The following is a 26272-nucleotide window of genomic DNA, read 5'->3' as shown; positions in this document are numbered from 1 at the left end:
TCACGGTCTGCTGGGGCGCGGCTTCTTGGGCGAAGGCGGGGGTGGCAAGGAACGCGGCACTGATCAACAGTGCGGCGCGGGGGCGAAGCGGGGTCTGACACTGTTTCATAACGAGGGTTCAACGGGCGGAACCCCTTATTCGAACCAAGGTCCTGCGACAAACCGGCCCAAGGTCAGGACGAAGTGAGCCATTCACCGTTCATTCAGGCACGCTTCTTGCCCATAATGCCGGCTGAAATAAAGCAGCAACCCATTGAAAAGAAAGAACTCGCCGCGCATTTGCGCGGCGAGCCCCTCCCACGTTTGCATTGCTGACGGTCAGAAACGACCGGTCAGTTGCACGCCATAGAATCGAGGTTCGCCCGGGATATAGGTCGGGTCGTTGAATCCGCCGCCGGTGTTTCCGGCGTCGAGCAAATATTTCTCGTTGGTCGCGTTGCGAACGTAACCGGCGATCTCGTACCGCCCCTCGGCGAAGCTAAGGCCCGCCTTGACGTTGACCAGCGTCACCTTGTTCTGCGAAATCGCCTCCTTGTTCGGGATCTCGAAGAAGATCTTGCTGCGATAGGTCACGCTCGGCGTCGCGAACACGCGGATACCGTTGCCCAGCGGGGCGTCGACGGTGAAACCGGCCGCCCACTGGAGCTTGGGCTGCAGACGGAACCGATTGTTCGCATAGATGCCGTTCGATTTCTTGTCGTCGATACCGCCGTCGATGTAGCCGGCATTGCCGAACACCGTCAGCCAGCTCACCGGGCGAAGCTGCCCTTCCGCTTCGAAGCCAAGATTGCTGGCGCTGCCGGCGCTCTCCGTGATGCTCGAACCCACCGGGCGGCCCGACGGATCATTGGCATCGGTAACCGTACGGCTGATCTGGAAGTTGCTGTACTTTTGATAGTAGACGCCCAGCGAGCCGGAGAACATGCCCTTGGCGAGCTTCACGCCGCCCTCATAGTTCCACACCGTTTCTTCGGGGATGAGCGACGTGGAGGTCGCGCCCTGGTTCACCGTCGGCGAGCGACGCCCCTTGGAAATCGTCGCATAGAGGTTGATCGCGTCGTCCAGGCGATACAGGATGTTGAAGCGCGGGAGGAAGGCCTGGAAGCTGTCCTGGCTCCACAGCGTGCCCTTGGTGGTGGCCTGGCCCGGGATCAGCGGCGCACCGCTGAGCACCGACTTGGGCGCGACCGAGACATAGCCCGACTTGCGCTGCTCGATCAGCGCGCGGATGCCAGCGGTCACCTCCAGCGCATGGATCGGCATCCAGGTGACTTCGCCGAACATCGAATATTGGTCGTTGATGCCCTTGTTGGTGAACTTCGAGCTGTACGGAATTTGCGTGAACGCACCCTTCGTGAGCGCCGCGGTCGTCTGCGACGCGACCACTACGCCGGTCGATGAGACGCACGGCAAGCCGGTCGCGCACGCGATATACGTGCCTTCTTCGGTCGAGAAGGGCACTTCCTGACGGTTGTTCTCGTGGAACACGTTCAAGCCGAAGCTGGTGCGGACATGATCGCCGACATAGGCGAAGCGCGATTCATGGCTGATCTGCGAGCCATAGGCGCCCTCGGCGAATTCAAGCCACGGCGCCGCCGAGCCGTCCGCATCGAACACCTCGAACGAGTCGAACGACCGATAGCCGTTCACGGTGGTGAAGCTCCAGCCGTCGCCCAGATCATAGCGCGCGGTGAGGTTCACGTCGTAGACGTCGCGGGTCAGGCCCAGCTTGTCGGTGCCGAAGACCTGCTTCGCATAGGGCGAGCCCGACAGATTGGCCGCGCCGAACGGATTGCCCGGGCCCTGCGACGTCGCGAAGCGCTTGGAGATAAATGGCGTACCGCTGTTGCGCTGGCGATCATAGGTGCCGATCAGGTCGACGGTCAGCGCCGGGGTCGGCGTGTAGCGCACCGAAGCGCGCAAACCGAGCTGGTTCTGGGCGTAGAGGTCGTCCTGCGTAGGCGACAGATTCTCGACATAGCCGTCGCGCTTCTTGAACTCGCCCGCGACGCGCGCCGCGATGACGTCGTTACCGATATTGAGGTGCCCGCCCACTAGATAGGCGTTGTAATTGCCATAACCGGCCGTGAGTTCGCCCGACACGCCCGGCTTGGGCCGCGCGGAAAGAATGCTCACCGCACCGATCGTCGAGGCGGTGCCGAACAGCGTGGCCTGCGGCCCCTTCACCACTTCGATCCGATCGACATCGTAGATCGCCTGATAGGCGCCACGCGAGCGCGAGATGTCGACGCCGTTATAGTAGAGCGTCACGCGAGCCGCCTGCTGCGCGGAGCCGCTGTCGGAAGTGATGCCGCGGATCACGATGCCGGGGTTGTTGGCGCTCTGCTCCTGGATGTTGAGGCCCGGGACGTAGTTGGACAGCTCGTCGAGATCATCGACGCCAAGCCGCTTCATCTGCTCTTGCGTCACCGCGGTGATGGTGATCGGCACGTCGCGCAGCTTCTGCTCGAACTTCTGCGAGGTGACGATGATATCGCCCCCAAGCCCCTCGTCCTGCGACGCCTCCTGCGCGTGCACCGCCGTCGCCGAGACGGTGGCGAGCAACGCTGCGATCAGACCCGTTTTCTTGTAGTGCATTCTTGCCTCCCTTGGTCGGCAGGCCGGTTGGCGCCCGATTGTTAAGTCTTCACGGCGCAGCTGCGTCAGAATTGTTGCGGTTGCGTAAACTGCACATGGCCATTGGTGCAGCCGGGAACCTTTTCCGCGCCGCGGCCCACGCCTTTGACATCCCCTCCCCCACCCCCTATATCCCCGCTCTGGCCCTCCGATCGGGAAATGACGCGCCGTCGCGCAGCGCATCGTACGAATGGATCGGAACGGCTTGTCAGACGCCTGTAGAGCTGCCGAATCCCGAGCATCGGGGGTCGCGCGGCCTTTCGGCGTCGATTTGCACGTCCTGGCTCCCGGACAGGGGCACCGAGTTTACGGCTGACGAGGCAACACACACCTATGGCTACCAAGGCAATCGAGGGCGGCACGCTGAAGCGCCGCATCCGCAAGGTGTTCGGCGACATCCACGAAGTGGTGCAGATGCCGAACCTGATCGAGGTTCAGCGCGAATCCTACGAACAGTTCCTGCGGTCGGACCCCTCGATCGGCTATGTCTCCGGCCTCGAGAAGACGCTCCGCAGCGTGTTCCCGATCCGCGACTTCGCCGGCACCGCCGAGCTCGACTTCGTGACCTACGAGCTCGAGGATCCGAAGTTCGACGTGGACGAGTGCCGCCAGCGCGGCATCACCTATGCGGCGCCGATGCGCGTTACCCTCCGCCTCATCGTGTTCGAGGTCGATCCCGATACGGAAGCCCGGTCGGTGCTCGATATTAAGGAGCAGGACGTGTACATGGGCGACATGCCGCTCATGACCGAGAACGGCACGTTCTTCATCAACGGCACCGAGCGCGTCATCGTCAGCCAGATGCACCGTTCGCCGGGCGTTCTGTTCGACCATGACCGCGGCAAGACCCACGCCAGCGGCAAGTATCTCTTCGCTGCGCGCGTGATCCCGTATCGCGGTTCGTGGCTGGACTTCGAGTTCGACGCCAAGGACATCGTCAACGTCCGTATCGACCGCAAGCGCAAGCTGCCGGTCACCAGCCTGCTGTACGCGCTGGGGCTGACGTCGGAAGAGATCCTCAACTATTTCTACAACCGCGTCACCTTCCTGCGCGGTCCGAACGGCTGGCAGATCCCCTTCCAGGTGGAGAACTGGCGCGGTTCGAAGCCGATGTTCGACATCGTCGACGCCAAGTCGGGCGAGGTCGTGTTCCCGGCCGGCCAGAAGATCAGCCCCCGCGCAGCCAACAAGGCCGCGAAGGACGGTCTCGAGACGCTGCTGATCCCGACCGAAGAAATCTTCGGCCGCTACAGCGCCTATGACCTAATCAACGAGGCGACCGGCGAGATCTACATCGAAGCCGGTGACGAAGTCTCGGCCGAGAACCTCGAGAAGCTCGACAAGGCCGGCATCGACCGGATCGAGCTGCTCGACATCGATCACATCGCCACCGGCCCGTGGATCCGCAACACGCTCAAGGTCGACAAGGCCGAAGAGCGCCAGCAGGCCCTGTCCGACATCTACCGCGTCATGCGCCCCGGCGAGCCGCCGACGCTCGAGACCGCGGAATCGCTGTTCGCCGGCCTGTTCTTCGATCCGGAACGCTACGACCTCTCGGCCGTCGGCCGCGTGAAGCTCAACATGCGCCTGGGCCTCGACACCCCGGACACCGTGACCACGCTGCGCACCGAGGACATTCTCGAGGTCGTCAAGACGCTCGTGAACCTCAAGGACGGCAAGGGCGAAGTCGACGACATCGACAATCTCGGCAACCGCCGCGTGCGTTCGGTGGGCGAGCTGCTCGAGAACCAGTACCGCGTCGGCCTGCTCCGCATGGAGCGCGCCGTGAAGGAGCGCATGTCGTCGGTCGACGTGTCGACGGTGATGCCGAACGACCTGATCAACGCCAAGCCCGCGGTCGCCGCGGTGCGCGAGTTCTTCGGTTCGTCGCAGCTGTCGCAGTTCATGGACCAGACCAACCCGCTCTCCGAAGTGACGCACAAGCGTCGCGTCTCGGCGCTCGGACCGGGCGGTCTTACCCGTGAGCGCGCAGGCTTCGAAGTCCGCGACGTTCACCCGACCCATTATGGCCGTATCTGCCCGATCGAAACGCCGGAAGGCCCGAACATCGGTCTGATCAACTCGCTCGCGACGTTCAGCCGCGTGAACAAGTACGGCTTCATCGAGACGCCGTACCGCAAGATCATCGACGGCAAGGTGACCAACGAGGTCGTCTATCTGTCGGCGATGGAAGAGCAGAAGCACACGATCGCGCAGGCATCGGCCGAGCTCGACGAGAATGGCGGCTTCGTCGACGATCTCGTCTCGGCCCGCCAGGCCGGCGAATTCCTGATGGCGCTGCGCGATCAGGTGACGCTGATGGACGTGTCGCCGAAGCAGCTCGTCTCGGTCGCCGCGTCGCTGATCCCCTTCCTCGAGAAGGACGACGCGAACCGCGCGCTCATGGGCTCGAACATGCAGCGTCAGGCCGTGCCGCTGGTGAAGGCGGAAGCGCCCTTCGTCGGCACCGGCATGGAATCGACCGTGGCCCGGGATTCCGGCGCCGCGATCGCCGCCAAGCGTTCGGGCGTGGTCGACCAGGTCGACGCGACCCGTATCGTGGTCCGCGCGACGGGTGACGTCGATGCCAGCGAGAGCGGCGTCGACATCTACACGCTGATGAAGTTCCAGCGCTCGAACCAGTCGACCTGCATCAACCAGCGTCCGCTGGTGAAGGTGGGCGACATGGTGCAGGCCGGCGACGTGATCGCCGACGGTCCGTCGACCGAGTTCGGCGAGCTGGCGCTGGGCCGCAACGTGCTCGTCGCGTTCATGCCGTGGAACGGCTACAACTACGAGGACTCGATCCTGATCAACGAGCGCATCGTGAAGGACGACGTGTTCACGTCGATCCACATCGATGAGTTCGAAGTGATGGCGCGCGACACCAAGCTCGGGCCGGAAGACATCACCCGCGACATCCCGAACGTGGGTGAAGAAGCGCTGCGTAATCTCGACGAAGCCGGCATCGTGTATGTCGGTGCCGAGGTCGAGCCGGGTGACATCCTGGTCGGCAAGATCACCCCGAAGGGCGAAAGCCCGATGACGCCGGAAGAGAAGCTCCTCCGCGCCATCTTCGGCGAAAAGGCCAGCGACGTGCGCGACACCTCGCTGCGTCTGCCCCCGGGCGTGGCCGGCACGATCGTCGACGTCCGCGTGTTCAACCGTCACGGCATCGACAAGGACGAGCGTGCCCTGGCGATCGAGCGCGAGGAAATCGAGCGCCTGCGCAAGGATGCCGACGACGAACGCAACATCCTAAACCGCGCGACCTGGTCGCGTCTGCGCGAGATGCTGCTGGGTCAGGTCGCCACCGCGGCGCCGAAGGGCCTGAAGAAGGGCGTCACCATCGACGAAGACCTGCTCGACAGCGTCGACCGCCACGAGTGGTGGAAGTTCGCCGTCCAGGACGACGCGATGCAGGGCAACCTGGAAGCGGTGAAGGGCCAGTATGACGAGGCCGTGAAGCGCATCAAGGACAAGTTCGAAGACCGCCGCGAGAAGCTGGAGCGGGGCGACGAGCTGCCGCCGGGCGTGCTGAAGATGGTCAAGGTGTTCGTCGCGGTGAAGCGCAAGCTGCAGCCGGGCGACAAGATGGCCGGCCGCCACGGCAACAAGGGCATCATCAGCCGCATCCTGCCGCAGGAAGACATGCCGTTCCTCGAGGACGGTACTCCGGTCGACTTCGTGCTCAACCCGCTGGGCGTGCCGTCGCGCATGAACGTCGGGCAGATCTTCGAGACCCATCTGGGCTGGGCCGCACGCGGTTTGGGCCGGAAGATCGGCGATGCGCTCGATGCATGGCGGGCAGCCAACCCCAACCCGCAGGCCGGCGAAGCGCCGGAAGCGGTCAAGGAGCTGCTCGGCACCGTCTATGGCGACAACTACAAGGCCGAGCTGGATCGCCGCTCGACCGAGCAGCTGGTCGACCTGGCGCAGAATGTCCGCTCGGGCGTGCCGATGGCCACCCCGGTGTTCGACGGCGCGGTGGAAGCCGACGTCTCGGCGATGCTGCGGATGGCGGGCCTGGACGAATCCGGTCAGGTGACGCTGTTCGACGGCCGTACGGGCGACGCGTTCGATCGCAAGGTAACGGTTGGGTACAAGTATGTGCTCAAGCTGCACCACCTTGTGGACGACAAGATCCACGCGCGTTCGATCGGGCCGTACAGCCTCGTCACCCAGCAGCCGCTGGGCGGTAAGGCGCAGTTCGGTGGCCAGCGCTTCGGTGAAATGGAAGTGTGGGCGCTCCAGGCCTATGGCGCGGCGTACACGCTCCAGGAAATGCTGACGGTGAAGTCGGACGACGTGGTCGGCCGCACCAAGGTCTACGAAGCGATCGTCAAGGGCGACGACACCTTCGAGGCCGGCATTCCGGAGAGCTTCAACGTGCTCGTCAAGGAAATGCGCTCGCTGGGCCTGAACGTCGAGTTGAAGAACGCCGAGCTCGGCTTCGACGACGACGGCGTGCAGATCGCGGCGGAGTAAGGGACCGGCGCCCCTCCTTCCCCGGGGAGGAGGGGCGGCCAGCCGCCTGCCGACGTAACGATATCCCCTCCCCTAGCCCCTCCCGTCCGCGGGAGGGCGATGGAGTGAAGAAATGAACGAACTTACCAACTTCGCGAACCCGCTCGCCAAGCCGGAAACCTTCGACCAGATCCAGATCGGGATCGCGTCGCCGGACCGTATCCGCAGCTGGTCGTTCGGCGAGATCAAGAAGCCCGAGACGATCAACTATCGCACGTTCAAGCCCGAGCGTGACGGCCTGTTCTGCGCGCGCATCTTCGGTCCGATCAAGGATTACGAGTGCCTGTGCGGCAAGTACAAGCGCATGAAGTACAAGGGCATCGTCTGCGAAAAGTGCGGCGTGGAAGTGACCGTCTCGAAGGTCCGCCGCGAGCGCATGGGCCATATCGAGCTGGCCGCGCCGGTCGCGCACATCTGGTTCCTGAAGTCGCTGCCGAGCCGCATCGGCCTGCTGCTCGACATGCAGCTCAAGCAGCTCGAGCGCGTGCTGTACTTCGAGAGCTACATCGTCACCGAGCCGGGCCTCACCCCGCTCGAGAAGTTCCAGCTCCTCACCGAGGACGAGCTGCTCGACGCGCAGGATGAATATGGCGAGGACGCCTTCTCTGCCGGCATCGGCGCGGAAGCGGTCAAGATCATGCTCATGGATCTCGACCTCGAGGGCGAGCGCAAGGAGCTGCTCGAAGAGCTCGCGGTCACCAAGTCCGAGCTCAAGCCCAAGAAGATCATCAAGCGCCTCAAGGTCGTCGAGAGCTTCATCGATTCAGGCAACCGCCCGGAATGGATGATCCTGGACGTCGTGCCGGTGATCCCGCCCGAACTGCGCCCGCTGGTGCCGCTGGACGGCGGCCGCTTCGCGACCTCGGATCTCAACGATCTGTATCGCCGCGTGATCAACCGTAACAACCGCCTGAAGCGGCTGATGGAGCTGCGCGCGCCGGACATCATCGTCCGCAACGAAAAGCGCATGCTGCAGGAAGCCGTCGACGCGCTGTTCGACAATGGCCGCCGCGGCCGCACCATCACCGGTGCGAACAAGCGTCCGCTCAAGTCGCTGTCCGACATGCTCAAGGGCAAGCAGGGCCGCTTCCGTCAGAACCTGCTCGGCAAGCGCGTCGACTATTCGGGCCGTTCGGTCATCGTGACCGGTCCGGAACTCAAGCTGCACCAGTGCGGCCTGCCGAAGAAGATGGCGCTCGAGCTGTTCAAGCCGTTCATCTACGCCCGTCTCGATGCCAAGGGTCTGTCCATGACCCTGAAGCAGGCGAAGAAGTGGGTCGAGAAGGAGCGCAAGGAAGTCTGGGACATCCTGGACGAAGTGATCCGCGAGCACCCGGTTCTGCTGAACCGCGCGCCGACGCTCCACCGTCTGGGCATCCAGGCGTTCGAGCCGGTGCTGATCGAAGGCAAGGCGATCCAGCTCCACCCGCTGGTCTGCTCGGCCTTCAACGCCGACTTCGACGGTGACCAGATGGCCGTCCACGTTCCGCTGAGCCTCGAGGCCCAGCTGGAAGCGCGCGTCCTGATGATGTCGACCAACAACATCCTGTCCCCCGCCAACGGCAAGCCGATCATCGTGCCGTCGCAGGACATGGTGCTGGGTCTCTATTACATCACCATGGAGAAGGAAGGCGAGCCGGGCGAAGGCATGCTGCTGGCCGACATGGCGGAGGTCCACCAGGCCCTGCATGCCGGCGCGGTCACGCTGCATACCAAGATCACCAGCCGCGTTCCGCAGACCGACGAGCAGGGCAATTCGTACCTGAAGCGCTACCAGACCACGCCGGGCCGCATGCTGCTCGGCGAGTGCCTGCCGCACAGCCACAAGGTGCCGTTCGACGTCGTCAACCGCCTGCTCACCAAGAAGGACGTGGGCGACGTGATCGACGAGGTCTATCGTCACACCGGCCAGAAGGAGACCGTGCTGTTCGCCGACGCGATCATGTCGCTCGGCTTCCGCCACGCGTTCAAGGCCGGCATCTCGTTCGGCAAGGACGACATGATCATTCCGGACGCCAAGGTCGGTCTGGTCGACGAGACTAAGGCGCTGGTGAAGGACTTCGAGCAGCAGTATCAGGACGGCCTGATCACGCAGCAGGAGAAGTACAACAAGGTGATCGACGCCTGGAGCCGTTGCGGCGACCAGGTGGCCGCGGCGATGATGGACGAGATCAAGGCGGTCAAGACCGACCCCGAGACCGGTCGTCAGAAGCCCGACAACGCCATCTACATCATGGCGCACTCGGGTGCCCGTGGTTCGGCGGCGCAGATCAAGCAGCTCGCCGGCATGCGCGGCCTGATGGCCAAGCCGTCGGGCGAGATCATCGAAACGCCGATCATCTCGAACTTCAAGGAAGGTCTGACCGTCCTTGAATACTTCAACTCGACCCACGGTGCCCGTAAGGGCCTCGCGGACACCGCGTTGAAGACGGCGAACTCGGGTTACCTCACCCGTCGTCTGGTCGACGTGTCGCAGGACTGCGTCGTCCTCGAAGACGATTGCGGCACCGAGCGCGCGCTGGAGATGAAGGCGATCGTGCAGGGCGGTTCGGTGATCGCCTCGCTCGGCGAGCGCATCCTGGGCCGTACCACGGCCGAGGACATCGTCGATCCGAAGACCAACCAGGTGGTGATCCCGATCGGCACCCTGCTCGACGAACCGATGATCGCGCAGATCGAGGCGCTCAGCACGCCTGCAGTGAAGATCCGTTCGCCGCTGGTCTGCGAAGCCAAGCTCGGCGTGTGCGCCAAGTGCTACGGGCGTGACCTTGCCCGCGGTACGCCGGTGAACATCGGCGAAGCGGTGGGCGTCATCGCGGCGCAGTCGATCGGTGAGCCGGGCACGCAGCTGACCATGCGTACCTTCCACATCGGCGGTGCGGCGCAGCTCAACGAGCAGTCGAACCTCGAAGCCCCCGTGGACGGCAAGGCCGAGTTCCGCGACCTGCGCCTGATCGAGGATCAGCGCGGCCGTCGCGTGGTGCTCAGCCGCTCGGGCGAGATCGCGATCATGGACATGGATGGTCGCGAGCTGGCCGTGCACAAGATCCCGTACGGCGCCTATGTGATGTTCGACGACGGCCATCTGGTCAGCGCCGGCGATCGCATGGCCGAGTGGGATCCGTTCACCATGCCGGTGATCACCGAAACCGGTGGTGTCGTGAAGTATCAGGACATCATCGAAGGCAAGACCATGACGGAGCAGGTCGACGAAGCGACGGGCATCGCCCAGCGCGTCGTCACCGAATTCCGCGGTGCGGGCAAGAAGGAGGACCTGCGTCCTCGCATGACCCTCACCGGCGAGAATGCCGCCGAAGCCGCCCGCTACATGCTGGCGCCGGGCGCGGTGATCTCGGTCGAGGACGGTGCCACGGTTTCGGGCGGTGACGTGCTTGCCCGTGTTGCCCGCGAGTCCGCCAAGACCCGCGACATCACCGGCGGTCTGCCGCGCGTCGCCGAGCTGTTCGAAGCGCGCAAGCCCAAGGAAAATGCCATCATCGCGAAGGTCTCGGGCCGCGTGGTGTTCGGCAAGGACTATAAGGCCAAGCGCAAGATCGGCATCCAGCCGGAAGACGGCGGCGAGGTCGTGGAGTATCTGGTCCCGAAGTCGAAGGTGATCGACGTTCAGGAAGGCGACTACGTCAAGCGTGGCGACAACCTGATCGGCGGTTCGCCGGATCCGCACGACATTCTGGAAGTGCTCGGCATCGAGCCGCTGGCCGAATACCTCGTCAGCGAAATCCAGGAAGTTTATCGACTGCAGGGCGTGAAGATCAACGACAAGCACATCGAGGTGATTGTTCGCCAGATGCTGCAGAAGGTCGAGATCACCGATGGCGGCGACACCACGCTGCTGGCGGGCGAACAGGTCGATCGCGACGAGATGGACGAGCATAACGAGAAGCTCCAGCCGGGCCAGCAGCCCGCGATGGGCAAGCCGATCCTGCTCGGCATCACCAAGGCGTCGCTGCAGACCCGCAGCTTCATCTCGGCCGCGTCGTTCCAGGAGACCACCCGCGTGCTCACCGAAGCCGCGGTGCAGGGCAAGAAGGACACGCTGCAGGGCCTGAAGGAGAATGTGATCGTCGGCCGCCTGATCCCCGCCGGTACCGGTGCGGGCATGGCGCGGCTGCGGGTTGCGGCAACGTCGCGCGACGCAGCGCTCCGCGTCGCCCAGCGCAAGATGCAGGACGCCTCGCTCATCGCGCCGGCAAGCGCGGCGGAAGAGCGTGCGGCCGAGCAGGCCCGCAGCCCGCGTGAGGCAGCCGGCACCGGGGATGACCCCCTGGCGCAGGTGACCCCCTCGGGTCACGGCACCGACGCGGATGCCGGCGAGTATCTGAACGAGGCGGAGTGATCCGCCCCGTTCGGGGGCTTGCCGCCTGACCGAGCGTGACACGAAAGAGCCGTCGTCCGAATTGCCGGGCGGCGGCTTTTTCGTGCGCGACGCCTTCGGGCGATCAAAAGACGATCGTCAGCCGCACGGTGCCGACCAGCACGCCGCGTGCCTTGTCCACGCCGCCGCGATCGGTGATGAACTGGAGATCGGGCTGCACGGTCAGCCATTTGGCCAGCCGATCCGAATAGGTCAGCTCGACCGTGGTTTCGGCGCGTGCCGGCCGCGTCCTCCCGTCGAGCAGCATCGCGCGATAGCCCCGGGTCGTCACGCCGCGGCTCATGCCCAGCGAGGCCTGCGAGTCCGGACGGCCGGCGACGAGCCGCTCGATCAGGAATCCCGTCTGCCAGCCGCCCTGGAACGGCGTGGTCGAACCGCCGGACATGCCCGCGCGGCCGAACGCGGTGAGCGTGCGCTTGCCCTCCCCGCCCAGCATCTGCAGCTCGGCGAGCACATAGCCGCCATGATCGCGACGGCGGATCGGGAAGCCGTCGACATCGACGTCGGTATAGTCGTCGTGGCGCTTGGTGTAGCGCCAATATCCGCCGGCGATCTTGAGACCCTCCCGCTCCACCCCGGCCTCGGCGATCAGCAGTAGGCCCTGGCGAAAGCTGAAATCGACCCCGTGGGTATCCCCCACACACCCGGCCGATCCGTTGAGCAGCGCCGCGCGGACATAGCCGAGGTGATCGATGCGATGCTCCAGCCGCACCGTCAGCGCCGTCGACGGGAAGATCGACGGGCCGTTGGGGCCCGAGGCGGCAAGTTCGGACCCAGCGCCGAACGAGGGCGATAGCAGTAGCCCCGCCGATCCGTTGACGTAGAATTCGCTGTTGAGATCATAGGCGCCGCTGCGCACCGTCATGTGCCGGCCGATGCGCTGCTCCACCCAAGCCTCGAACAGCCGCAGATGATGGCTCGCGACTTCGATATTGTCGACGCCCTGCAGCGTCGCCGCCGCATCATTGGGGCGCCCGCCCATCGTGCTCATCACATGCAGATGCGCGGTGGCGCCCCGCCAGCCGACGAGCCGCGCCATATCGGCATCGGCGGTAAGGTCGGTATCGTCGAGCACATAGGTCCGATCACGATCCCCGCCGCGGGCGACGCTCGCGATATCGATCGTTTCCACCAAGTGCACATCGACTGCGCTCTGGGCAAATACGTAGTTCGTCGACGTACACGCCAGCACAATGGCGAACAGAAACCGCGTCATGGCAAGAATCCCGTCACCCCTCGCCACATGTTTTAGGATGAATGACTCCGCTTTACGGAATATTGTCTATAATTTTTGCGGGGAGGCCGCCCCTTGCCGCGGCGCATTCACGTGCAGGAGTGACGTCGTGCAGTCGATCGCCTATGCAACTCGCAAGCTAACTGTCGCTATCATCCTGCTTTTCTTGCTTTGCGGGGGAACCGGGATCGTCTCGTCCTGGCTGCTGAGCGCGGCACTGAACGCGCAGGCGACCGCCTCGGGGCTGCTCCGCAACCATATGGAGGCGGACATGATGCACGATGCGGTGCGCAGCGACGTACTCGCCATCCTTGCGTCCAGTGAGCCGGGCGTCGGCATACGGATGGCGGACGCACGCAAGGATCTCGGTGCGCATCTCGACACCCTGCGCAAGCGCATCGCCGAGGATGTCGCGTTCAAGGGGGACGCCGCCATCGAGGCTGCCGCGGCGAAGGTCGGCGATCCGATGGTCGCCTATGGGAACGTCGCACAGCAGATTGCCGACGCTGCCATGGATGACCCTGCCGCAGCCAAGCGGCTGCTGCCCGGCTTCTTTCAGCAATTCTCGGTGCTGGAAACCTCGATGGCCGCCGCCTCGGATGCGATCGAGCAGTATTCGGATGGCACCGCGCGCGCAGGGGAAACGCTCGGCTGGATCACCGCCGTGCTGCTGGCCGCCACGCTACTCGCCGCGATCGCCGGCGCGCTCTATGCCGCACGCCTCGCCACTCGCCGGCTGGTCGGTCCGCTGATCACCCTGTCCGACACCGTCGCGCGGTTGGTCAGCGAACCCGGCACGCCGCTGCCCGAGACCGATCGCCGGGACGAACTCGGCGCGCTGGCCCGCGCCATCGCGCAGTTCAGCCAGCAGGTCGAGGCCGCCAATGCCGAGAAGCACGCGACCACCGAGCTGATCGTCGAGACTGTCGGCTCCGGACTGCAGAAGCTGGCGAGCGGCGACCTCACCACCCATGTCGATGCGGACCTCAATGGTCCGTTCGCCCGGCTCAAGCAGGATTTCAATATCGCGGTGGACAGCCTGCGTACCCTGCTGGGCTCGGTGCACAGTGGTGCAGGGTCACTGCGCCGCGCGTCCACGGAGATCACGGCGGCTTCCGAAGACCTCGCCCGCCGCACCGAGGCCAATGCCGCGAGCCTCGAGACGACCACCGCCGAGATCAGCCAGATCGACGAGCGCCTTCGCACCTCGGTCCGGGCTGCGAGCGAAACGGTGAGCCGCGCCGACCAGACGATCGAGGCCGTTGGCACCGGCCGCTCGCGCGTCAGCAACGCCGTAACCGCGATGAGTCGCGTCTTGGAAAGCGCCAAGGGCATCGACGCGGTGATCGAAGGCCTCGACAAGATCGCTTTCCAGACTCGCGTGCTGGCGATGAACGCTGCGGTGGAGGCCGGACGTGCCGGCGAGGCAGGTCGCGGCTTCGCAGTGGTTGCCGACCTTGTCTCGGCGCTGGCGATGCGCGCAGAGGAGGAAGCCGGCCGCGCTCGCGACCAGTTGACCGTCACCCAGGTCGAGATCGGCACCGCGGTGGCGGCCGTCGAGGATGTCGACGGCGCGTTCAGCTCGATCTCGGAAAATGCCCAGACCGTGCACAGGCTGCTCGGCCAGGTGGCGGCAGATAACCGCGTGCAATCGGAATCGGTCTCGCGTCTCAGCGAGACGATCCGGGTGATGGACAATTCCACCCAGCAGAATGCGGCGATGGTGGAGGAGACCTCCGCCGCGGCGCGCAACCTGATGGCGGAGATCGGCCAGTTGGTCGAGCACGCCGCGCGGTTCCGCATCGAGGGCGGCAGCGCCGCGCCGGTATCGGCGCGGGGCACAGAGCCCGCGGCCTATGCATTGCCGGTGGCGAGCGTCGCCGTGGTCAGCGAGGCAGCGTGGGTATAGGGCATTTGCCGCAGCCGCCCCACCGCGCTTCCATCAGGGAGAAATCCCCGCGATGCAGGAACGACGCCTATCGTAATCCGAAACGCGCCTTTGCGGCATCCGTGAACGGCATGAAAATGCTGATCGCCGAGCCTTCGGGATCACGAACCTGAAAGGTGCGGTTACCCCATGGCAGCAGTTTGGGCGCATGCACCAGCGCGCACGTCCCGCTGAGCCGATCGACGACAGCGTCCACGTCCTCGACCATGAACTCCAGGATGGCGGTGCGATTGGCACCCGGCATCGCGCTGTTCTCGGCAAAGATGGCCACGGTTTCGGTGCTGCCGATGGCGAGCGTCGCGCCCGGGGTGACGATCTCGGCGAACTGCGGTGCGAGCCATTCGGCGGTCTGGCCCGTCACCAGCTCGTAGAATGCGACCATGGCGTTGATGTCGGCGGCGATAAGGCGGACGGAAGCGAATTTCATGATGGCATCCCGGTACGTGGCTTGCGGAAGCCGGCCTCGTATCGCACCGCTGCTGACAGCGTTGTGTCAGCAGGAGTCATCAATAGGTGCGTCGCGCCGATCGCCTTTTTCAAATCATCCAGCTTCTGCGGCGATCCACACGGCCGGTGACCGGCGCTGCCTTGGCCGCCGAGCTGGAGGTGTCGACGCGCACATTGTATCGCGACATTGCCGCCCTCATGGCGCAGCGGGTGCTGATCACCGGCGAACCGGGCTTCGGCTATCTGCTTGACGCAGACTACGACATGCCGCCGCTGATGCTGACCCAGGTTGAGTTGGAAGCAATCGTTCTGGGGGCGCAGTGGGTCGCCGGTCGCGAGGACCCTCTGCTCTCTCCCGCTGTGAACGCCCTTCTGGCGAAGATCGTCACCGTCGTTCCTGCCCATCTCCGGCCGTTCGTCCTGGCACCAAGCACGGGCGTCCCGCCGCGCCTTGCTCCCGTCGAGGATGTCGTGGACGCGGCGATGCTTCGGGATACGATCCGCGCACGGTCGAAGCTGCACCTCGTCTACCGCGATCAAAATGGCGCGCAAACCGAGCGAACGGTGTGGCCGATCCTCCTCGGCTATGCCGACGCAACTCGCATGCTGATCGCATGGTGTGAAGCGCGCCAGGACTTTCGCCATTTCCGTACCGATCGGATTGCGGCTGCTGAAGCCCTGGATGCGCGCATCCCACAATCGAAGGCGGATTTGCATCGAAGATGGGAAGCATGGCGCGTCATGCAGCTTTCCCGAAGCCGCTAGACCGATCCCCGGGGTACTACCGTTTTCGGTGGGCAGGCTATTGCCCCTCCCTCGTTCAGGGTGCCTGTCCGCGTTCCAGCTACCAACTGCATGTTCAGTCGGCGCGGTCTTTGACGCGGGCCCGCACGTGCCCCCAAGCGCTACGCCGAAAACAGATGCAGTGCGGCATATTGCAGGAGCATGATCGTCTTCCCGTCGCGGATTTCACCGGACTCGATCATTGCCAGCGCATCGTCGATGCCGATCTCGAACACCGCGATGTCCTCGCCCTCCGCCGCGATGCCGCCGCCTGCCCCGACGCGGTCTTCGGGTCGGTAGCGGCCAACGAAGAAGTGCAGACGCTCGGTCACCGAACCGGGGCTCATGAACGCATCGAAGACCTGGCGGACCTCGCCGACCTGAAAACCGGTCTCCTCCGATGCCTCGGCGCGGATGCGGACCTCGGGTTCGGCATCGTCGAGCAATCCGGCCGGCACCTCGATCAGCAGATCGTCATAACCGTTGACGAAGGCAGGGTAGCGGAACTGGCGGGTGAGCACGACCATGCGCCGTACGGGATCGTACAGCAGAATCGCTGCACCATTGCCGCGATCATAGGTCTCGCGCGACTGTCGCTGCCAGCTGCCGTCCTGCCGCTGAAATTCGAACACCGTCTTCTTGAGGACGTACCAATTGTCCGAAAGGGTGATGACCTCCGCCACCCGCACGCGATCCGCGATGCTCATGCCTGCTCCACTATGCTTGAAGGACCCGGGGCTGCTCCCCGCTGGACGCCGCCCCCATTTCCGTGCAGTATCGTGCAGAGTCAATGATTATCGTGCAATCGAGGCGTGGATGCTGACGACCGAGCGCAAGGCCCTGATACAAAGGATGCTTCAGCGGGACGGGCGGTTCATCGGCAAGGCGTTCAGCAAGGAGATCGGCGTGTCGGAGGACACGATCCGGCGCGATCTGCGCGAGCTTGCCGGCGAAGGCCTTTTGCAGCGCGTCCATGGCGGCGCGCTGCCGGCCTCGCCGGCAATGGCGGACTTTGCGGCGCGCGCGGGGCTTGCTTCCCCCGCCAAGGTCGCGCTGGGGCGGCATGCGGCGCGCCTGATCCGGCCCGGCCAGATCGTTTTCCTCGATGGCGGGACGACCAATGTGCAGCTGGCAAGGGCATTGCCCCAGGATCTCAGGGCGACCATCGTCACCCATAGTCCGAGTATCGCGGTCGAACTGGTGCGGCACCCGCTCCTCGATGTGCAGATCATCGGGGGGCGGCTGTTCAAGCATTCGATCGTCGCCACCGGTGCCGCGGCCGCCGATGCGATTTCGCGCATCCGCGCCGACACCTATTTCATGGGCGTGACCGGGCTGCACCCGGACCTGGGCGCGACGACGGGCGATCCGGAAGAGGCGGAGATCAAGCGCCTGATCGCGCGCCAGGCGGCCGAGACCATCGTCCTGGCCTCGCACGACAAGCTGGGGGCGGCGTCCCCCTACCGGATCCTGCCGCTGGCGGCGATCTCCACGCTCGTGACCGAGGCTGGGGTAGCGGCGGAAGTGCTGCACGGCTTCCACCCGCTCGCGGTCGAGACCATCGCGGTCTGACGCCCCTATTCCCCGAACGCCACGATCCGATTCCCCAGCCGCTCGGCTTCGGCGCGGTCATGGGTGACGAGAAGGATCGGCAGGCCGATGCCGTCGCGCAGGCGCTCCAGCAGCGCCAGGATTTCCTCGCGGCGGGCGCGGTCGAGCGAGGCGAGCGGCTCGTCGAGCAGCAGGAAGGCCGGGTCGGTAAGCAAGGCACGGCCGATCGCCACGCGCTTGGCCTCACCGCCCGAAAGCGTGCGCGGCCAGCGATCGAGCAGGTGCGCGATGCCGAGCAGACCGATCACGCGGTCCACGTCCACCGCCGCACCTTTCCGCCAGCCATAGAGCAGGTTGGCGCGCGCGCGCAGATGCGGGAACAGCCGCGGCTCCTGGAACACATAGCCGGCGCGCCGCGCCTCGGGCTTGAGGTCCACGCCCGCAGCCGCATCGAACAGCGTGCGCTCGCCCACCCGGATATGCCCGGCATCGGGGCGGAGCAGCCCGGCGACCATGTTGAGCACGCTCGACTTGCCCGCGCCCGAGGGGCCGAACAGCACCGTCACCCCGGCACCGGGCTCGACGCGGCAGGCGATCTCGGCATCGCCGAGCGTGCGGCGCACGTCGATGTCAAAGGACATGATTGCCCCTGCCCGTCCGCCGCGCGACCAGCTCGGACGCCAGCAGCGCGACGAAGGCGATCACGATTGACACCGCCGCCAGTCGCAGCACCTGCCCCTCGCCTCCGGGCACCTGCAGCGCCGAATAGATGGCGAGCGGCAGCGTCTCGGTCTCGCCGGGCACGTTGGAGACGAAGGAGATGGTCGCGCCGAACTCGCCCAGCGCGCGCGCGAAGCCGAGTACCAGCCCAGCGAGCACGCCCGGCAGCGCCAGCGGCAGGGTGACGGTGGCGAAGGTCCGCACCGGTCCCGCGCCGAGGCTGCGCGCCGCCTGCTCCAGCCTTTGGTCGACAGCCTCCAGCGACAATCGGATCGCGCGTACCATCAGCGGCAGCGCCATCACGCCCGCCGCGATCGCCGCCCCGCTCCAGCGGAACAGCACGGTCACCCCGAACCAGCGCTCCAGCAGCCCGCCGATCGGCCCCGCCGGCGCGAAGGCGAGCAGCAGCATCCAGCCGGTCACCACCGGCGGCACCACCAGCGGCAGATGGACCAGTGCGTCGAGCAGCAGCTTCCCGGGAAAGCGCCCCCGCGCCAGCAGCCAGGCGAGCGCGAACGCCAAGGGCAGCACCGCGAGCACCGCCACGCCCCCAACCTTGAGCGAGAGCAGGACGATGCCCCATTCCTCGGCGCTCAGCACGCCGCCATGCTCACAGCGGGGTGAAGCCGTAGCGCGCGAAGATCGCCTTGCCGCGCCCGCTCACCAGGAAACGGCGGAAGGGCTCGGCGTCGGGGCTGGCGGCGGTCTTGAGCCGCGCCACCGGATAGCGGATCGGCGGATGGTTCGCCGCGGGAAAGGTGCCCGCGATCCGAACCTTGGCGGAGGCGCGTGCATCGGTGGCATAGACGATGCCGAACGGCGCCGCGCCGCGCTCGACCAGCGCCAGCGCGGCACGGACATTCTCGGCGCGCACCACCTGGGGCGCCAGCCGGTCCCAGGCGCCGATCTTCTGCAGCGCGGCTTTGCCGTAAAGCCCGGCAGGCACCGCGTCGGGATCCGCCATCGCCAGCCGCGCCTGGCCGAGCGCGGCGAGCAGCGGCCCGGCGCGGTCGAGCGGCACGGCGCGCCGGCCGGTAGCCGCACCGGCGAGCACCAGGCGGTTGCCGAGAAACGCGACGCGCGTGCCGGGGGCGAGCTTGCCCGCCCTGTCGACCGCGTCCATCCACGGCTCGTCGGCCGAAACGAACAGGTCCGCGGGCGCGCCCGACTGGATCTGCCGGGCAAGCGCCGAGGAGGCCGCGAAGGACAGCACCGGCCGCGGATGCCCCAGCCGTGCCCAGGCATCGGCGGCGGCGTTCATCGACTCCTGCAGGCTCGCGGCGGCTAGAACCAGGGGCGGCCGCCCGGCAGCGTGGGCGGGAACGGCGAGCGTGACGGCGAGCGCGGCGAGTAGCCAGCGGCGAGTCGGGGCCGGCGAAACGGGCATGGACGCAAAACCTCCGGAGGAATGACGGCGCCCGGGTTCGCGGGTCGGCCGTGCGCTGTCAAGCGAGCCAGTCCTGCGGTGCACACAGGCGCGCCAGCATGCCGTAGCGTCCCACCACGGTGTAGAAACGATCTCTGGACGGATAACTCCATTTTCGCGTCGATCTCGCAACATCTCAGTTGATGTGGACCATAGGGCACGATTACATCGAACCGTGCACGCAGGGGCGCGTGACAAAAGGGGGATGGATGAAGGGCTTTACTAAGGCCGCCGCAATTGCGGCCGGCCTGTTCCTGTCCGCGGGTGCGGCACAGGCACAAGAACGATCGACGACCAAGCAGGGCTTCGAACTCCCCGCGAACAGCGGCAAGAAGATCCTGGTATTTCGTCCGTCGATCAGCGTCGGCGCGCAATCGACCGGCGGCATGTTCGAGCCGAACGGCGAATGGACCGAAAAGGCCAGGGACAATCTTCAGGCGGCGCTCGCCAAGGCGCAGGCATCGCTGGGCAACACCGTCATTGTCGCGCCCGAAGCCTATGGCGACGATGCACCGACGCTGCAGGAGCATATCCAACTCTTCGCCGCCGTCTCCGACGCGGTGATCCAGTACCAGTTCTTCGTCGGCAACCGCCTACCCACCAAGAAGCGCGACAACAAGAACGCCGTGTTCGACTGGTCGCTGGGCACGGGCGTGGCCCATCTGCCGGGCGCCAAGGATGCCGATTACGGCCTCTTCCTGTTCACGCAGGATGCCTATGGCTCGACCGGGCGCAAGATGCTGCAGGTGTTTGCGGCGTTCGGCGGTGTTTCGGTGCGGTCTGGCGTGCATAAAGGCTATGCCGGGCTCGTCGATCTGCGCACCGGCGATCTCCTGTGGCTGAATGCCGATGCCGAGATGGGCGGCGACGTGCGCGAGGCCGATGGCGCGGAAAAGCGCCTGCACCAGCTGCTCGAGGATTTCCCCGGCAGCACCGCGTTCAAGGCGCAGACGGTGGCGCAGGCGGCGGTGCCGGCGATCGCCCAGGCACCGACAAAGCCATGAGTCGCCGCCGGATGCACGCGTTTGGCGCCGGCATCGGGCTGCTCCTCGCCAGTCCGGCCGCGACGCAGCAGGCGGTGCCGCTCCCGCCGTACCAGGGCGTGTACCAGCCCAAGGGCGTCGACGAGATCGGTATCTGGCACGAGGCCGACGAGGAAGAGCGCGAACTTACCGCCTCCAGCCTTGTTATTCATGACGAGCGGCTGACCGGCTATGTGCGATCGGTGCTGTGCGAGACAGTCGGCGCGGACCGGTGCGGCGCGGTCCGGGTCTATGTGATCCGCGCGCCGCTGTTCAACGCAAGCATGATGCCCAATGGCACGATGCGCGTCTATTCCGGCCTCCTGCTTCGGGTCCGCAATGAAGCGGAATTGGCGACGGTACTTGGTCACGAGTTTGGCCATTTCGAGAGCCGGCATACCGTGACGGCATTCAAGGAACAGCGCTCCGGCACCGACGCCGTCGCGTGGATGGCGGTGCTGACCAGCTTCGCGGCGACCTACCAGAATGTGCGGAGCTTCCAGAATTTCCAGCTAGCCGTCTATGGCGGCCTCTATCGCCACGGTCGCGACGAGGAACGCGAGGCGGATCGTCTCGGCGTCGCCTATCTCAACCGCAGCCACCTCCGGCCACAGGAGGCTTCGGCCATCTGGCAGCACATGATGGAGGAGGCGGAGGCGTCGGCCAGTGCCAAGGGCCTCAAAAAGCCCAATTTCCGTCTAATCGCCTTTGCCGCGTCGCACCCGCCCTATGCCGAGCGCGCGGGCTATCTCGCCGCGCTCGCCGCACCCGACGGTGCGGACCGCGAAGACGGCGCCGACCGCTACCGCACCGCGCTCGCGCCGTTTCTCGGCCAGTTCCTCGACGATCAGATCAAGCTGAACGACTTCGGCGCCAGCGACTATCTGATCCAGAACCTGGCGACGACGGGCTGGACCGGGACGCTGTGGTGCAAGCGGGGCGACCTGTACCGCACCCGCGGCAACCCGCGCGACCTGATCGCCGCGGCCGAGTTCTATGCCAACGCGGTCAAGCTCGATCCTACGCTGGCGGAGGCGCATCGCGGGCTGGGCCTGTCGCTGATCAAGACCGGGCGCGCGAGCGAGGCGGTGGTGCCACTGCAAACCTATCTCAGCCTGCGCCCCGATGCGGCGGATGCGGGCATGATCAAGATGATGATTCCGGGGGAGTCCAAGTGATGAAGTTCAACACCCTGCGCGTGGCGCTCGCGCTCGCCGCCGTCGCCACCCTCTCCGTCCCCGCCAATGCGCACAAGCTGGCGGAGAAGGGCAAGCCGGTCACGGTCGCGGAGTCGACGCTCTCGATCACGCCGACGCGCGACTGGAACCGGCTGTCGGGCAAGCCCGGCAAGCATGCCGAGGCCTGGACGCTGGACGGCGAGCAGCTCGACGAAGTCACCTTCTATGCCGCGATCGAGCCCGGCGAGCCGCTGATCCGCGAGCGCAGCAAGAAGAAGGAGCCGCTGCCCAAGTTCCGCAAGGACATGCTGCTGGCCGAGGTGCCCGAGCTGCTGGAGCGCACCTACCGCACCGGCAAGGACGCCCGCGACTTCCAGCTGAGTGGCGCGACGCCGGGCACGTTCCTCGGCCGCGACGGCGTGACCTTCGCCTATCTGGTGACCGATTCCGACGGCCTCACCCGCAAGGGCGAGGCGCGCGCCGCGATCGTGGACGGCAAGCTCTACATGGTCACCTTCGATGCGCCGCGACTGCATTATTTCGACCTGCTCGCCAACGACGCCCGCGCGCTGATGGCCTCGGCGACGCTGTAAGGGGGCGACTTTCTCATCGGCCCGAGGCTAGGGCCGCCGCATAGAACCAAACTGCTCGTCATCCCCGCGAAGGCGGGGATCCATTGGCGCTGATGCTGCGGTTCCTTCCCCCGGCGCACAGGCGAATGGATTCCCGCCTTCGCGGGAATGACGACGGTTTGTGCGGTGGGGCTATACCGCCACCCGAACGCGGCAGCCGCGCCCCGGCGAGGGAGGCAACAAACGGACTACGCCCGGCGGGCGCGGATCGCACCGATCAGCCCACTTGCCGCAAGGTCGACGGGCCGGGCATCCTCCAGCGCCGCCGTCGCCGGACGCGCGGCAAGCGCACGGCGGAGCGGCAGGCGGCCGGAGCGTACCGCCGTGCGGCACAGTCGCCACCACAATCGCGAAATCTCCCGGTCCACCCGCGTCAGCGTCGCCGCATCGTGGCCCTGCTGCCCGAAATGCGCGCGGAGCACCGTGATCCCGTCGAACAGCCGGCGCAGCAGCGCGCGCTCCCCGATCGGCGCCTTGGCCATCACATAGCGCACCAGCAACCCGGCGATATCCGGCGCGTCCTCGCCCAGCAGCGCCCGGTGCCGCGCGTGGAGCAGCGCCTCGGCATGCGCGGTCATCGTACCGTTGAACATCTGCGAGGCGCCACCGGCATGCTGGCGGTACAGCGTCAGCACCGTGTCGATCTGGTCGATCCGGCCGAAGGCGCGCAGCCGGTGGTAAAGGTCGAAATCCTCGACATAGCGGCATTCGGGGCGCTCGAAGATCTCCAGCCGGCGTGCGGCCTCGGCGCGGAACAGCACCGAGGACCAGACCAACGGATTCTGCACCAGCATCAGCCAGTCGATCAGCCCGGGCGTGAGCGGCCGCACCCACTGCCCTGCCCGCACCCGCCCCTCGACGAGGCAATCGGTGGCGGTGCTGACCAGCACGGTCCCGGGATGCGCATCGAGCCAGGCGACCTGCCGCGCGAAACGTTCGGGCAGGCAGAGATCATCCTGGTCGAGCCCGGCGATGTAGCGCCCGCGCGCTGCAGCGAAGGCAAGGTTGCGCGCCACCACCGGGCCGCCATTGACCGAACTCTCGATAACGCGGATGCGCGGATCGCCCCAGCCCCGCAGCAGCGCGACGGTTTCGTCGCGCGAGCAATCGTCCACCGCGACCAGCTCCCAGTCAGCGAAGCTCTGCGCCTGCAGGCTTGCCAGCGTTTCGGGCAGCAGCGCGGCGCCGTTGTACGTCGCCATCACTACCGAGATGATGGGCGTGGTCATGCCGCCGCGCGTGCCCGATCGGCGAGGATCTGGTCGACGATCATCCGGCCGATATCGTTCTGCCACAGCCACAGGCCGTTGGCCTTGCCGCTGAAGGTAGCCTCCCCGCCCAAGGGACCGTCGGGGACATGACCCGAGGCGAGCCCCAGGCCGTAGACGCCGGGCAGTACCCGCCCCTCGGCATCGAGCACGCGGCATTGCTGGTCGACCAGCCGGGGTCGCCCGGGATGGTCCGCCATCAGCGCGATCCGCGCGCCGTCGACGTCGTAGAGCGGTAGCGCGCGCGGGCGATAGCCGAGCGCGGCGATCACCACATCCGCCGCTTCGAGTTCGGCGCGCATTGCCGCGTCGTTATCGCCGGTCAGCCGGCACAGCGCCATGCGCGGATCGGGGGCGCGGCCGCCCACGCCGAGCATCCGCAGCACCAGCTCGCGCGCCTCCAGCCGGAAGCCGGCGAGGCGATAGACGAAGCCGCTGAGCGGACAGATGTCGTCGGGCCCGAAATCGGTGAAGCCATCGGCCCGCGCCTCCTCGGCCGAGCGGTAGAAGGGTCGCAGCGGCCGGCGATGGTAGAGCCGCAGCGCCCCCGCCCCCAGCGGCAGCGCCGGGCTCGCCTTGAGCAGCAGCACCGCGGCGGCCATCGCGCTGGTCGATCCGCCGACGATCGCGATACGGGGTGCGCGGACGTCGGCGAGCCGCGCGCGCAGCCGATCGAGCCCGCCGAGCCTTAGGAAATCGTCGCCCAGCAACAGACGGTCGCCGGCCAGGTCACCGATCGGGGCGCCCGCAATCACCTCCGCCGCGACCTGCGCGCGGTCCTGATAACCGCCGGTGGCGATCACGAGATTCGCGGCGCGCATCACGCGCGCATCGCCGGTGAGCAGGTTACGCACCCGCGCCGCCCAGTCGCCTTGCGGCGTCCGGCGGGCCTCCAGCACCTCGGATCGGGTCGCGACCACGCCGCCATGCTGCGCTACCAGTGCGCCGAGCCGCGCCCCGGTCGCCTCCAGCAGCGGGGTCGAGCGCGCCAGCGGTACGCCCAGCCGCCCGGCATAGAGCGCTACCTCGCGGGCGGCATGGTGGTCGGTCAGCGCGGCGATGTCGCCGTGCACATTGTCCTTCACCGCGGTGAGGAAGGTCTCGGCGGTGCTGTCAGACGTGATCGCATAGCTGCCGATCTCGCCGCGCCCGAGCACCGCGTCGCGCTCGACGATCGCGAGGCCCGTTTCGGCCAGCGTTCCCAGCTGGTCGCCCTTGGTCGCAGCGGTAAGCAACGCGGTGCCCGCCGGGCCGCCGCCGACGATCAGCGCCGAATGCACCGTCCGCCCGCGCCGCTCGACGCGCAGCCCGTCGAGCCCTGCGGTGCGGCAGGCGTCGACCAGCGCGGTGCAGACGGTGTCCACATCCGCCTCGGTCATCCCGTCGGTGACCGGCAGCGAGAGAATGCGCCCGGCGATGTCGTCGGCGACCGGCAGCGCGCGATCGATCACGCAACTGCTGCGGAACCAGGGCTGCTCGCCCAGATGCGGGCTGAAATACTGGCCGGCGCCGATCCCCTGCTCGGCCAGCGCCGCGATGATGGCCGCGCGATGCCCGGCAAAGGCGCGGGGCAGCAGCAGCGACTGGAATTGCAGCGCCGGGCGTGATCCGCGCAGCGCCTGGAACTGGAAGCCATGCGCATCGGCAAAGCCGCCCAGCCGCGCGCGATAGACGCGGTCCAGCGCGGCGCGATGCGCGGCAATGCGCTCCAGCTCCGCCAGCTTCGCGGTGGCGAGCGCGCCGAGCACCTCGGGCAGCTTGGCGTTGAACCCGGGCCCTTCCGCCGATCGCGCCCCGTCGAAGCCGAAATTGGTCATTCGCCGCAGCGTTTCGATCAGCGCGGTGTCGCCGCTATGGATCAGGCCACCCTCGGCGGTGGCGAACACCTTGGTGGCATGCATCGAGTAGACCACCGGGAACGGCGCATCGGTGCCAAACTGGTGCCCCGCCGCATCGATCGTGCCGAGCGAAGCCGCCGCATCCACCACCACGCCGATGCCGCGCGCGTGATACGCACGGTAGCGCGCCAGATCGAGGCTCGCGCCGAAGGTGGCATAGGGCACCACCACCGCGATGCGATCGCCATACCGGTCGAACGCCGCCGCCTCGGCATCGGCGCGCATCGTCCAGTCCTCGGGGTCGATGTCGCACAGCACCGGGGTCAGCCCGGCCCATTGCACCGCCTGCGCGGTCGCGGCGAAGGTGAAGGCGGGGACCAGCGCCAGCGCATCGCCCCCCGCGCGGGGGCCCGCGGCGTGGCGGATCGCCAGCATCAGCCCGAGCGTCGCATTGGCCACCGCAAGGCACGCGCCCTGCCCGCCGAACAGCCGCGCCCTCGCGCCCGTCTCGAACCCGAGCACCATGGGACCACCGTTCGAATAGGTGCCGCGCGCTTCGATCGCGCGGAGCGCGTCGGTCATCAGGCTCAACCGCGGCGGCTGCGGCGCGATCAGCGGCAGGCGCTGCATGGTCGTCTCTCCCGATGCCCCCCACAACAGGGAGC

General features: G+C 66.6%; 17 protein-coding genes. 8 read left to right on the top strand and 9 right to left on the bottom strand.

Features of this window, described 5'->3' with window-relative positions; translation table 11 throughout:
• Positions 1-318 precede the first annotated feature (318 nt).
• Entirely contained in the window at positions 319-2598 is a 2280-nt protein-coding gene (locus RT655_RS14625) for a TonB-dependent receptor (RefSeq protein WP_313538069.1), read from the bottom strand.
• A 372-nt stretch (positions 2599-2970) separates the two neighbouring features.
• Here RT655_RS14625 and rpoB point away from each other — a divergent pair, with 372 nt between their 5' ends.
• Both rpoB and rpoC read left to right on the top strand, forming a co-directional pair.
• Positions 2971-7125, top strand: coding sequence for a DNA-directed RNA polymerase subunit beta (rpoB, locus tag RT655_RS14620; protein WP_313538068.1), 4155 nt, complete (start codon positions 2971-2973; stop codon positions 7123-7125).
• Positions 7126-7237: 112 nt separating this feature from the next.
• Positions 7238-11521 (top strand): DNA-directed RNA polymerase subunit beta', encoded by a 4284-nt coding sequence (gene rpoC / locus RT655_RS14615; protein WP_313538067.1) that lies wholly within the window; start codon positions 7238-7240, stop codon positions 11519-11521.
• Between the two features lie 103 nt (positions 11522-11624).
• Here rpoC and RT655_RS14610 read toward each other — a convergent pair whose 3' ends face one another.
• Positions 11625-12776 (bottom strand): carbohydrate porin, encoded by a 1152-nt coding sequence (locus tag RT655_RS14610; RefSeq protein WP_313538065.1) that lies wholly within the window; start codon positions 12774-12776, stop codon positions 11625-11627.
• 184 nt (positions 12777-12960) lie between these two features.
• Between RT655_RS14610 and RT655_RS14605 the strand changes: the two genes are divergently transcribed.
• Positions 12961-14703, top strand: coding sequence for a methyl-accepting chemotaxis protein (locus RT655_RS14605; RefSeq protein ID WP_313538064.1), 1743 nt, complete (start codon positions 12961-12963; stop codon positions 14701-14703).
• Positions 14704-14770: 67 nt separating this feature from the next.
• Here the strand turns inward: RT655_RS14605 and RT655_RS14600 are convergent, their stop codons facing one another.
• The gene (locus tag RT655_RS14600; RefSeq protein ID WP_313538063.1) at positions 14771-15169 is read right to left on the bottom strand and encodes a VOC family protein; all 399 of its coding nucleotides are present in this window, start codon (positions 15167-15169) and stop codon (positions 14771-14773) included.
• Between the two features lie 86 nt (positions 15170-15255).
• Between RT655_RS14600 and RT655_RS14595 the strand changes: the two genes are divergently transcribed.
• Positions 15256-15954: a YafY family protein gene (locus tag RT655_RS14595; RefSeq protein ID WP_313538061.1), complete on the top strand. Its 699-nt coding sequence runs from the start codon at positions 15256-15258 to the stop codon at positions 15952-15954.
• 140 nt (positions 15955-16094) lie between these two features.
• Here the strand turns inward: RT655_RS14595 and RT655_RS14590 are convergent, their stop codons facing one another.
• Positions 16095-16679 (bottom strand): NUDIX domain-containing protein, encoded by a 585-nt coding sequence (locus tag RT655_RS14590; RefSeq protein ID WP_313538059.1) that lies wholly within the window; start codon positions 16677-16679, stop codon positions 16095-16097.
• Between RT655_RS14590 and RT655_RS14585 the strand changes: the two genes are divergently transcribed.
• On the top strand, positions 16642-17544 hold the full coding sequence (locus RT655_RS14585) for a DeoR/GlpR family DNA-binding transcription regulator (protein ID WP_313538057.1): 903 nt from the start codon (positions 16642-16644) through the stop codon (positions 17542-17544). The genes RT655_RS14590 and RT655_RS14585 overlap by 38 nt on opposite strands.
• Before the next feature lie 5 nt (positions 17545-17549).
• Here the strand turns inward: RT655_RS14585 and RT655_RS14580 are convergent, their stop codons facing one another.
• From RT655_RS14580 to modA, 3 genes are read right to left on the bottom strand one after another with little or no spacing between them, the layout of a single operon-like run.
• Positions 17550-18164, bottom strand: coding sequence for an ATP-binding cassette domain-containing protein (locus tag RT655_RS14580; RefSeq protein ID WP_313538055.1), 615 nt, complete (start codon positions 18162-18164; stop codon positions 17550-17552).
• Positions 18154-18843, bottom strand: coding sequence for a molybdate ABC transporter permease subunit (gene modB, locus RT655_RS14575; protein ID WP_313538053.1), 690 nt, complete (start codon positions 18841-18843; stop codon positions 18154-18156). The genes RT655_RS14580 and modB overlap by 11 nt, the downstream gene beginning before the upstream one ends.
• Before the next feature lie 10 nt (positions 18844-18853).
• The gene (gene modA, locus RT655_RS14570) at positions 18854-19630 is read right to left on the bottom strand and encodes a molybdate ABC transporter substrate-binding protein (RefSeq protein ID WP_313538051.1); all 777 of its coding nucleotides are present in this window, start codon (positions 19628-19630) and stop codon (positions 18854-18856) included.
• Positions 19631-19878: 248 nt separating this feature from the next.
• On the opposite strand from modA, the gene RT655_RS14565 reads away from it, so the two are divergent.
• From RT655_RS14565 to RT655_RS14555, 3 genes are read left to right on the top strand one after another with little or no spacing between them, the layout of a single operon-like run.
• Positions 19879-20673, top strand: coding sequence for a hypothetical protein (locus tag RT655_RS14565; RefSeq protein WP_313538049.1), 795 nt, complete (start codon positions 19879-19881; stop codon positions 20671-20673).
• Entirely contained in the window at positions 20670-21869 is a 1200-nt protein-coding gene (locus tag RT655_RS14560) for a M48 family metalloprotease (protein ID WP_313538048.1), read from the top strand. Before RT655_RS14565 ends, RT655_RS14560 begins: the two co-directional genes overlap by 4 nt.
• Positions 21869-22462, top strand: coding sequence for a hypothetical protein (locus RT655_RS14555; RefSeq protein ID WP_313538046.1), 594 nt, complete (start codon positions 21869-21871; stop codon positions 22460-22462). The genes RT655_RS14560 and RT655_RS14555 overlap by 1 nt, the downstream gene beginning before the upstream one ends.
• A 227-nt stretch (positions 22463-22689) precedes the next feature.
• On the opposite strand, the gene RT655_RS14550 is transcribed toward RT655_RS14555, so the two are convergent.
• A complete protein-coding gene (locus tag RT655_RS14550; protein WP_313538044.1) occupies positions 22690-23730 on the bottom strand; it encodes a glycosyltransferase in 1041 nt (346 codons plus the stop codon).
• Positions 23727-26237: a DegT/DnrJ/EryC1/StrS family aminotransferase gene (locus RT655_RS14545; RefSeq protein WP_313538042.1), complete on the bottom strand. Its 2511-nt coding sequence runs from the start codon at positions 26235-26237 to the stop codon at positions 23727-23729. The genes RT655_RS14550 and RT655_RS14545 overlap by 4 nt, the downstream gene beginning before the upstream one ends.
• Positions 26238-26272 lie beyond the last annotated feature (35 nt).

Source organism: Sphingomonas sp. (assembly GCF_032114135.1).
Taxonomy (GTDB): Bacteria; Pseudomonadota; Alphaproteobacteria; order Sphingomonadales; family Sphingomonadaceae; genus Sphingomonas.
Note: the sequence above shows the minus strand (reverse complement) of the source record. Positions and strands in the feature narration are given on the sequence as shown.

Excerpts from the sequence above, each read along its gene's own strand:
- RT655_RS14625 (WP_313538069.1), bottom strand. The coding sequence starts at position 2,598 with ATGCACTACAAGAAAACGGGTCTGATCGCAGCGTTGCTCGCCACCGTC.
- RT655_RS14580 (WP_313538055.1), bottom strand. The coding sequence starts at position 18,164 with ATGTCCTTTGACATCGACGTGCGCCGCACGCTCGGCGATGCCGAGATC.
- RT655_RS14590 (WP_313538059.1), bottom strand. The coding sequence starts at position 16,679 with ATGAGCATCGCGGATCGCGTGCGGGTGGCGGAGGTCATCACCCTTTCG.
- RT655_RS14585 (WP_313538057.1), top strand. The coding sequence starts at position 16,642 with ATGACCTCCGCCACCCGCACGCGATCCGCGATGCTCATGCCTGCTCCA.
- RT655_RS14560 (WP_313538048.1), top strand. The coding sequence starts at position 20,670 with ATGAGTCGCCGCCGGATGCACGCGTTTGGCGCCGGCATCGGGCTGCTC.
- RT655_RS14565 (WP_313538049.1), top strand. The coding sequence starts at position 19,879 with ATGAAGGGCTTTACTAAGGCCGCCGCAATTGCGGCCGGCCTGTTCCTG.
- modA (WP_313538051.1), bottom strand. The coding sequence starts at position 19,630 with ATGCCCGTTTCGCCGGCCCCGACTCGCCGCTGGCTACTCGCCGCGCTC.
- RT655_RS14600 (WP_313538063.1), bottom strand. The coding sequence starts at position 15,169 with ATGAAATTCGCTTCCGTCCGCCTTATCGCCGCCGACATCAACGCCATG.
- RT655_RS14610 (WP_313538065.1), bottom strand. The coding sequence starts at position 12,776 with ATGACGCGGTTTCTGTTCGCCATTGTGCTGGCGTGTACGTCGACGAAC.
- rpoC (WP_313538067.1), top strand. The coding sequence starts at position 7,238 with ATGAACGAACTTACCAACTTCGCGAACCCGCTCGCCAAGCCGGAAACC.
- RT655_RS14555 (WP_313538046.1), top strand. The coding sequence starts at position 21,869 with ATGAAGTTCAACACCCTGCGCGTGGCGCTCGCGCTCGCCGCCGTCGCC.
- RT655_RS14545 (WP_313538042.1), bottom strand. The coding sequence starts at position 26,237 with ATGCAGCGCCTGCCGCTGATCGCGCCGCAGCCGCCGCGGTTGAGCCTG.
- rpoB (WP_313538068.1), top strand. The coding sequence starts at position 2,971 with ATGGCTACCAAGGCAATCGAGGGCGGCACGCTGAAGCGCCGCATCCGC.
- RT655_RS14550 (WP_313538044.1), bottom strand. The coding sequence starts at position 23,730 with ATGACCACGCCCATCATCTCGGTAGTGATGGCGACGTACAACGGCGCC.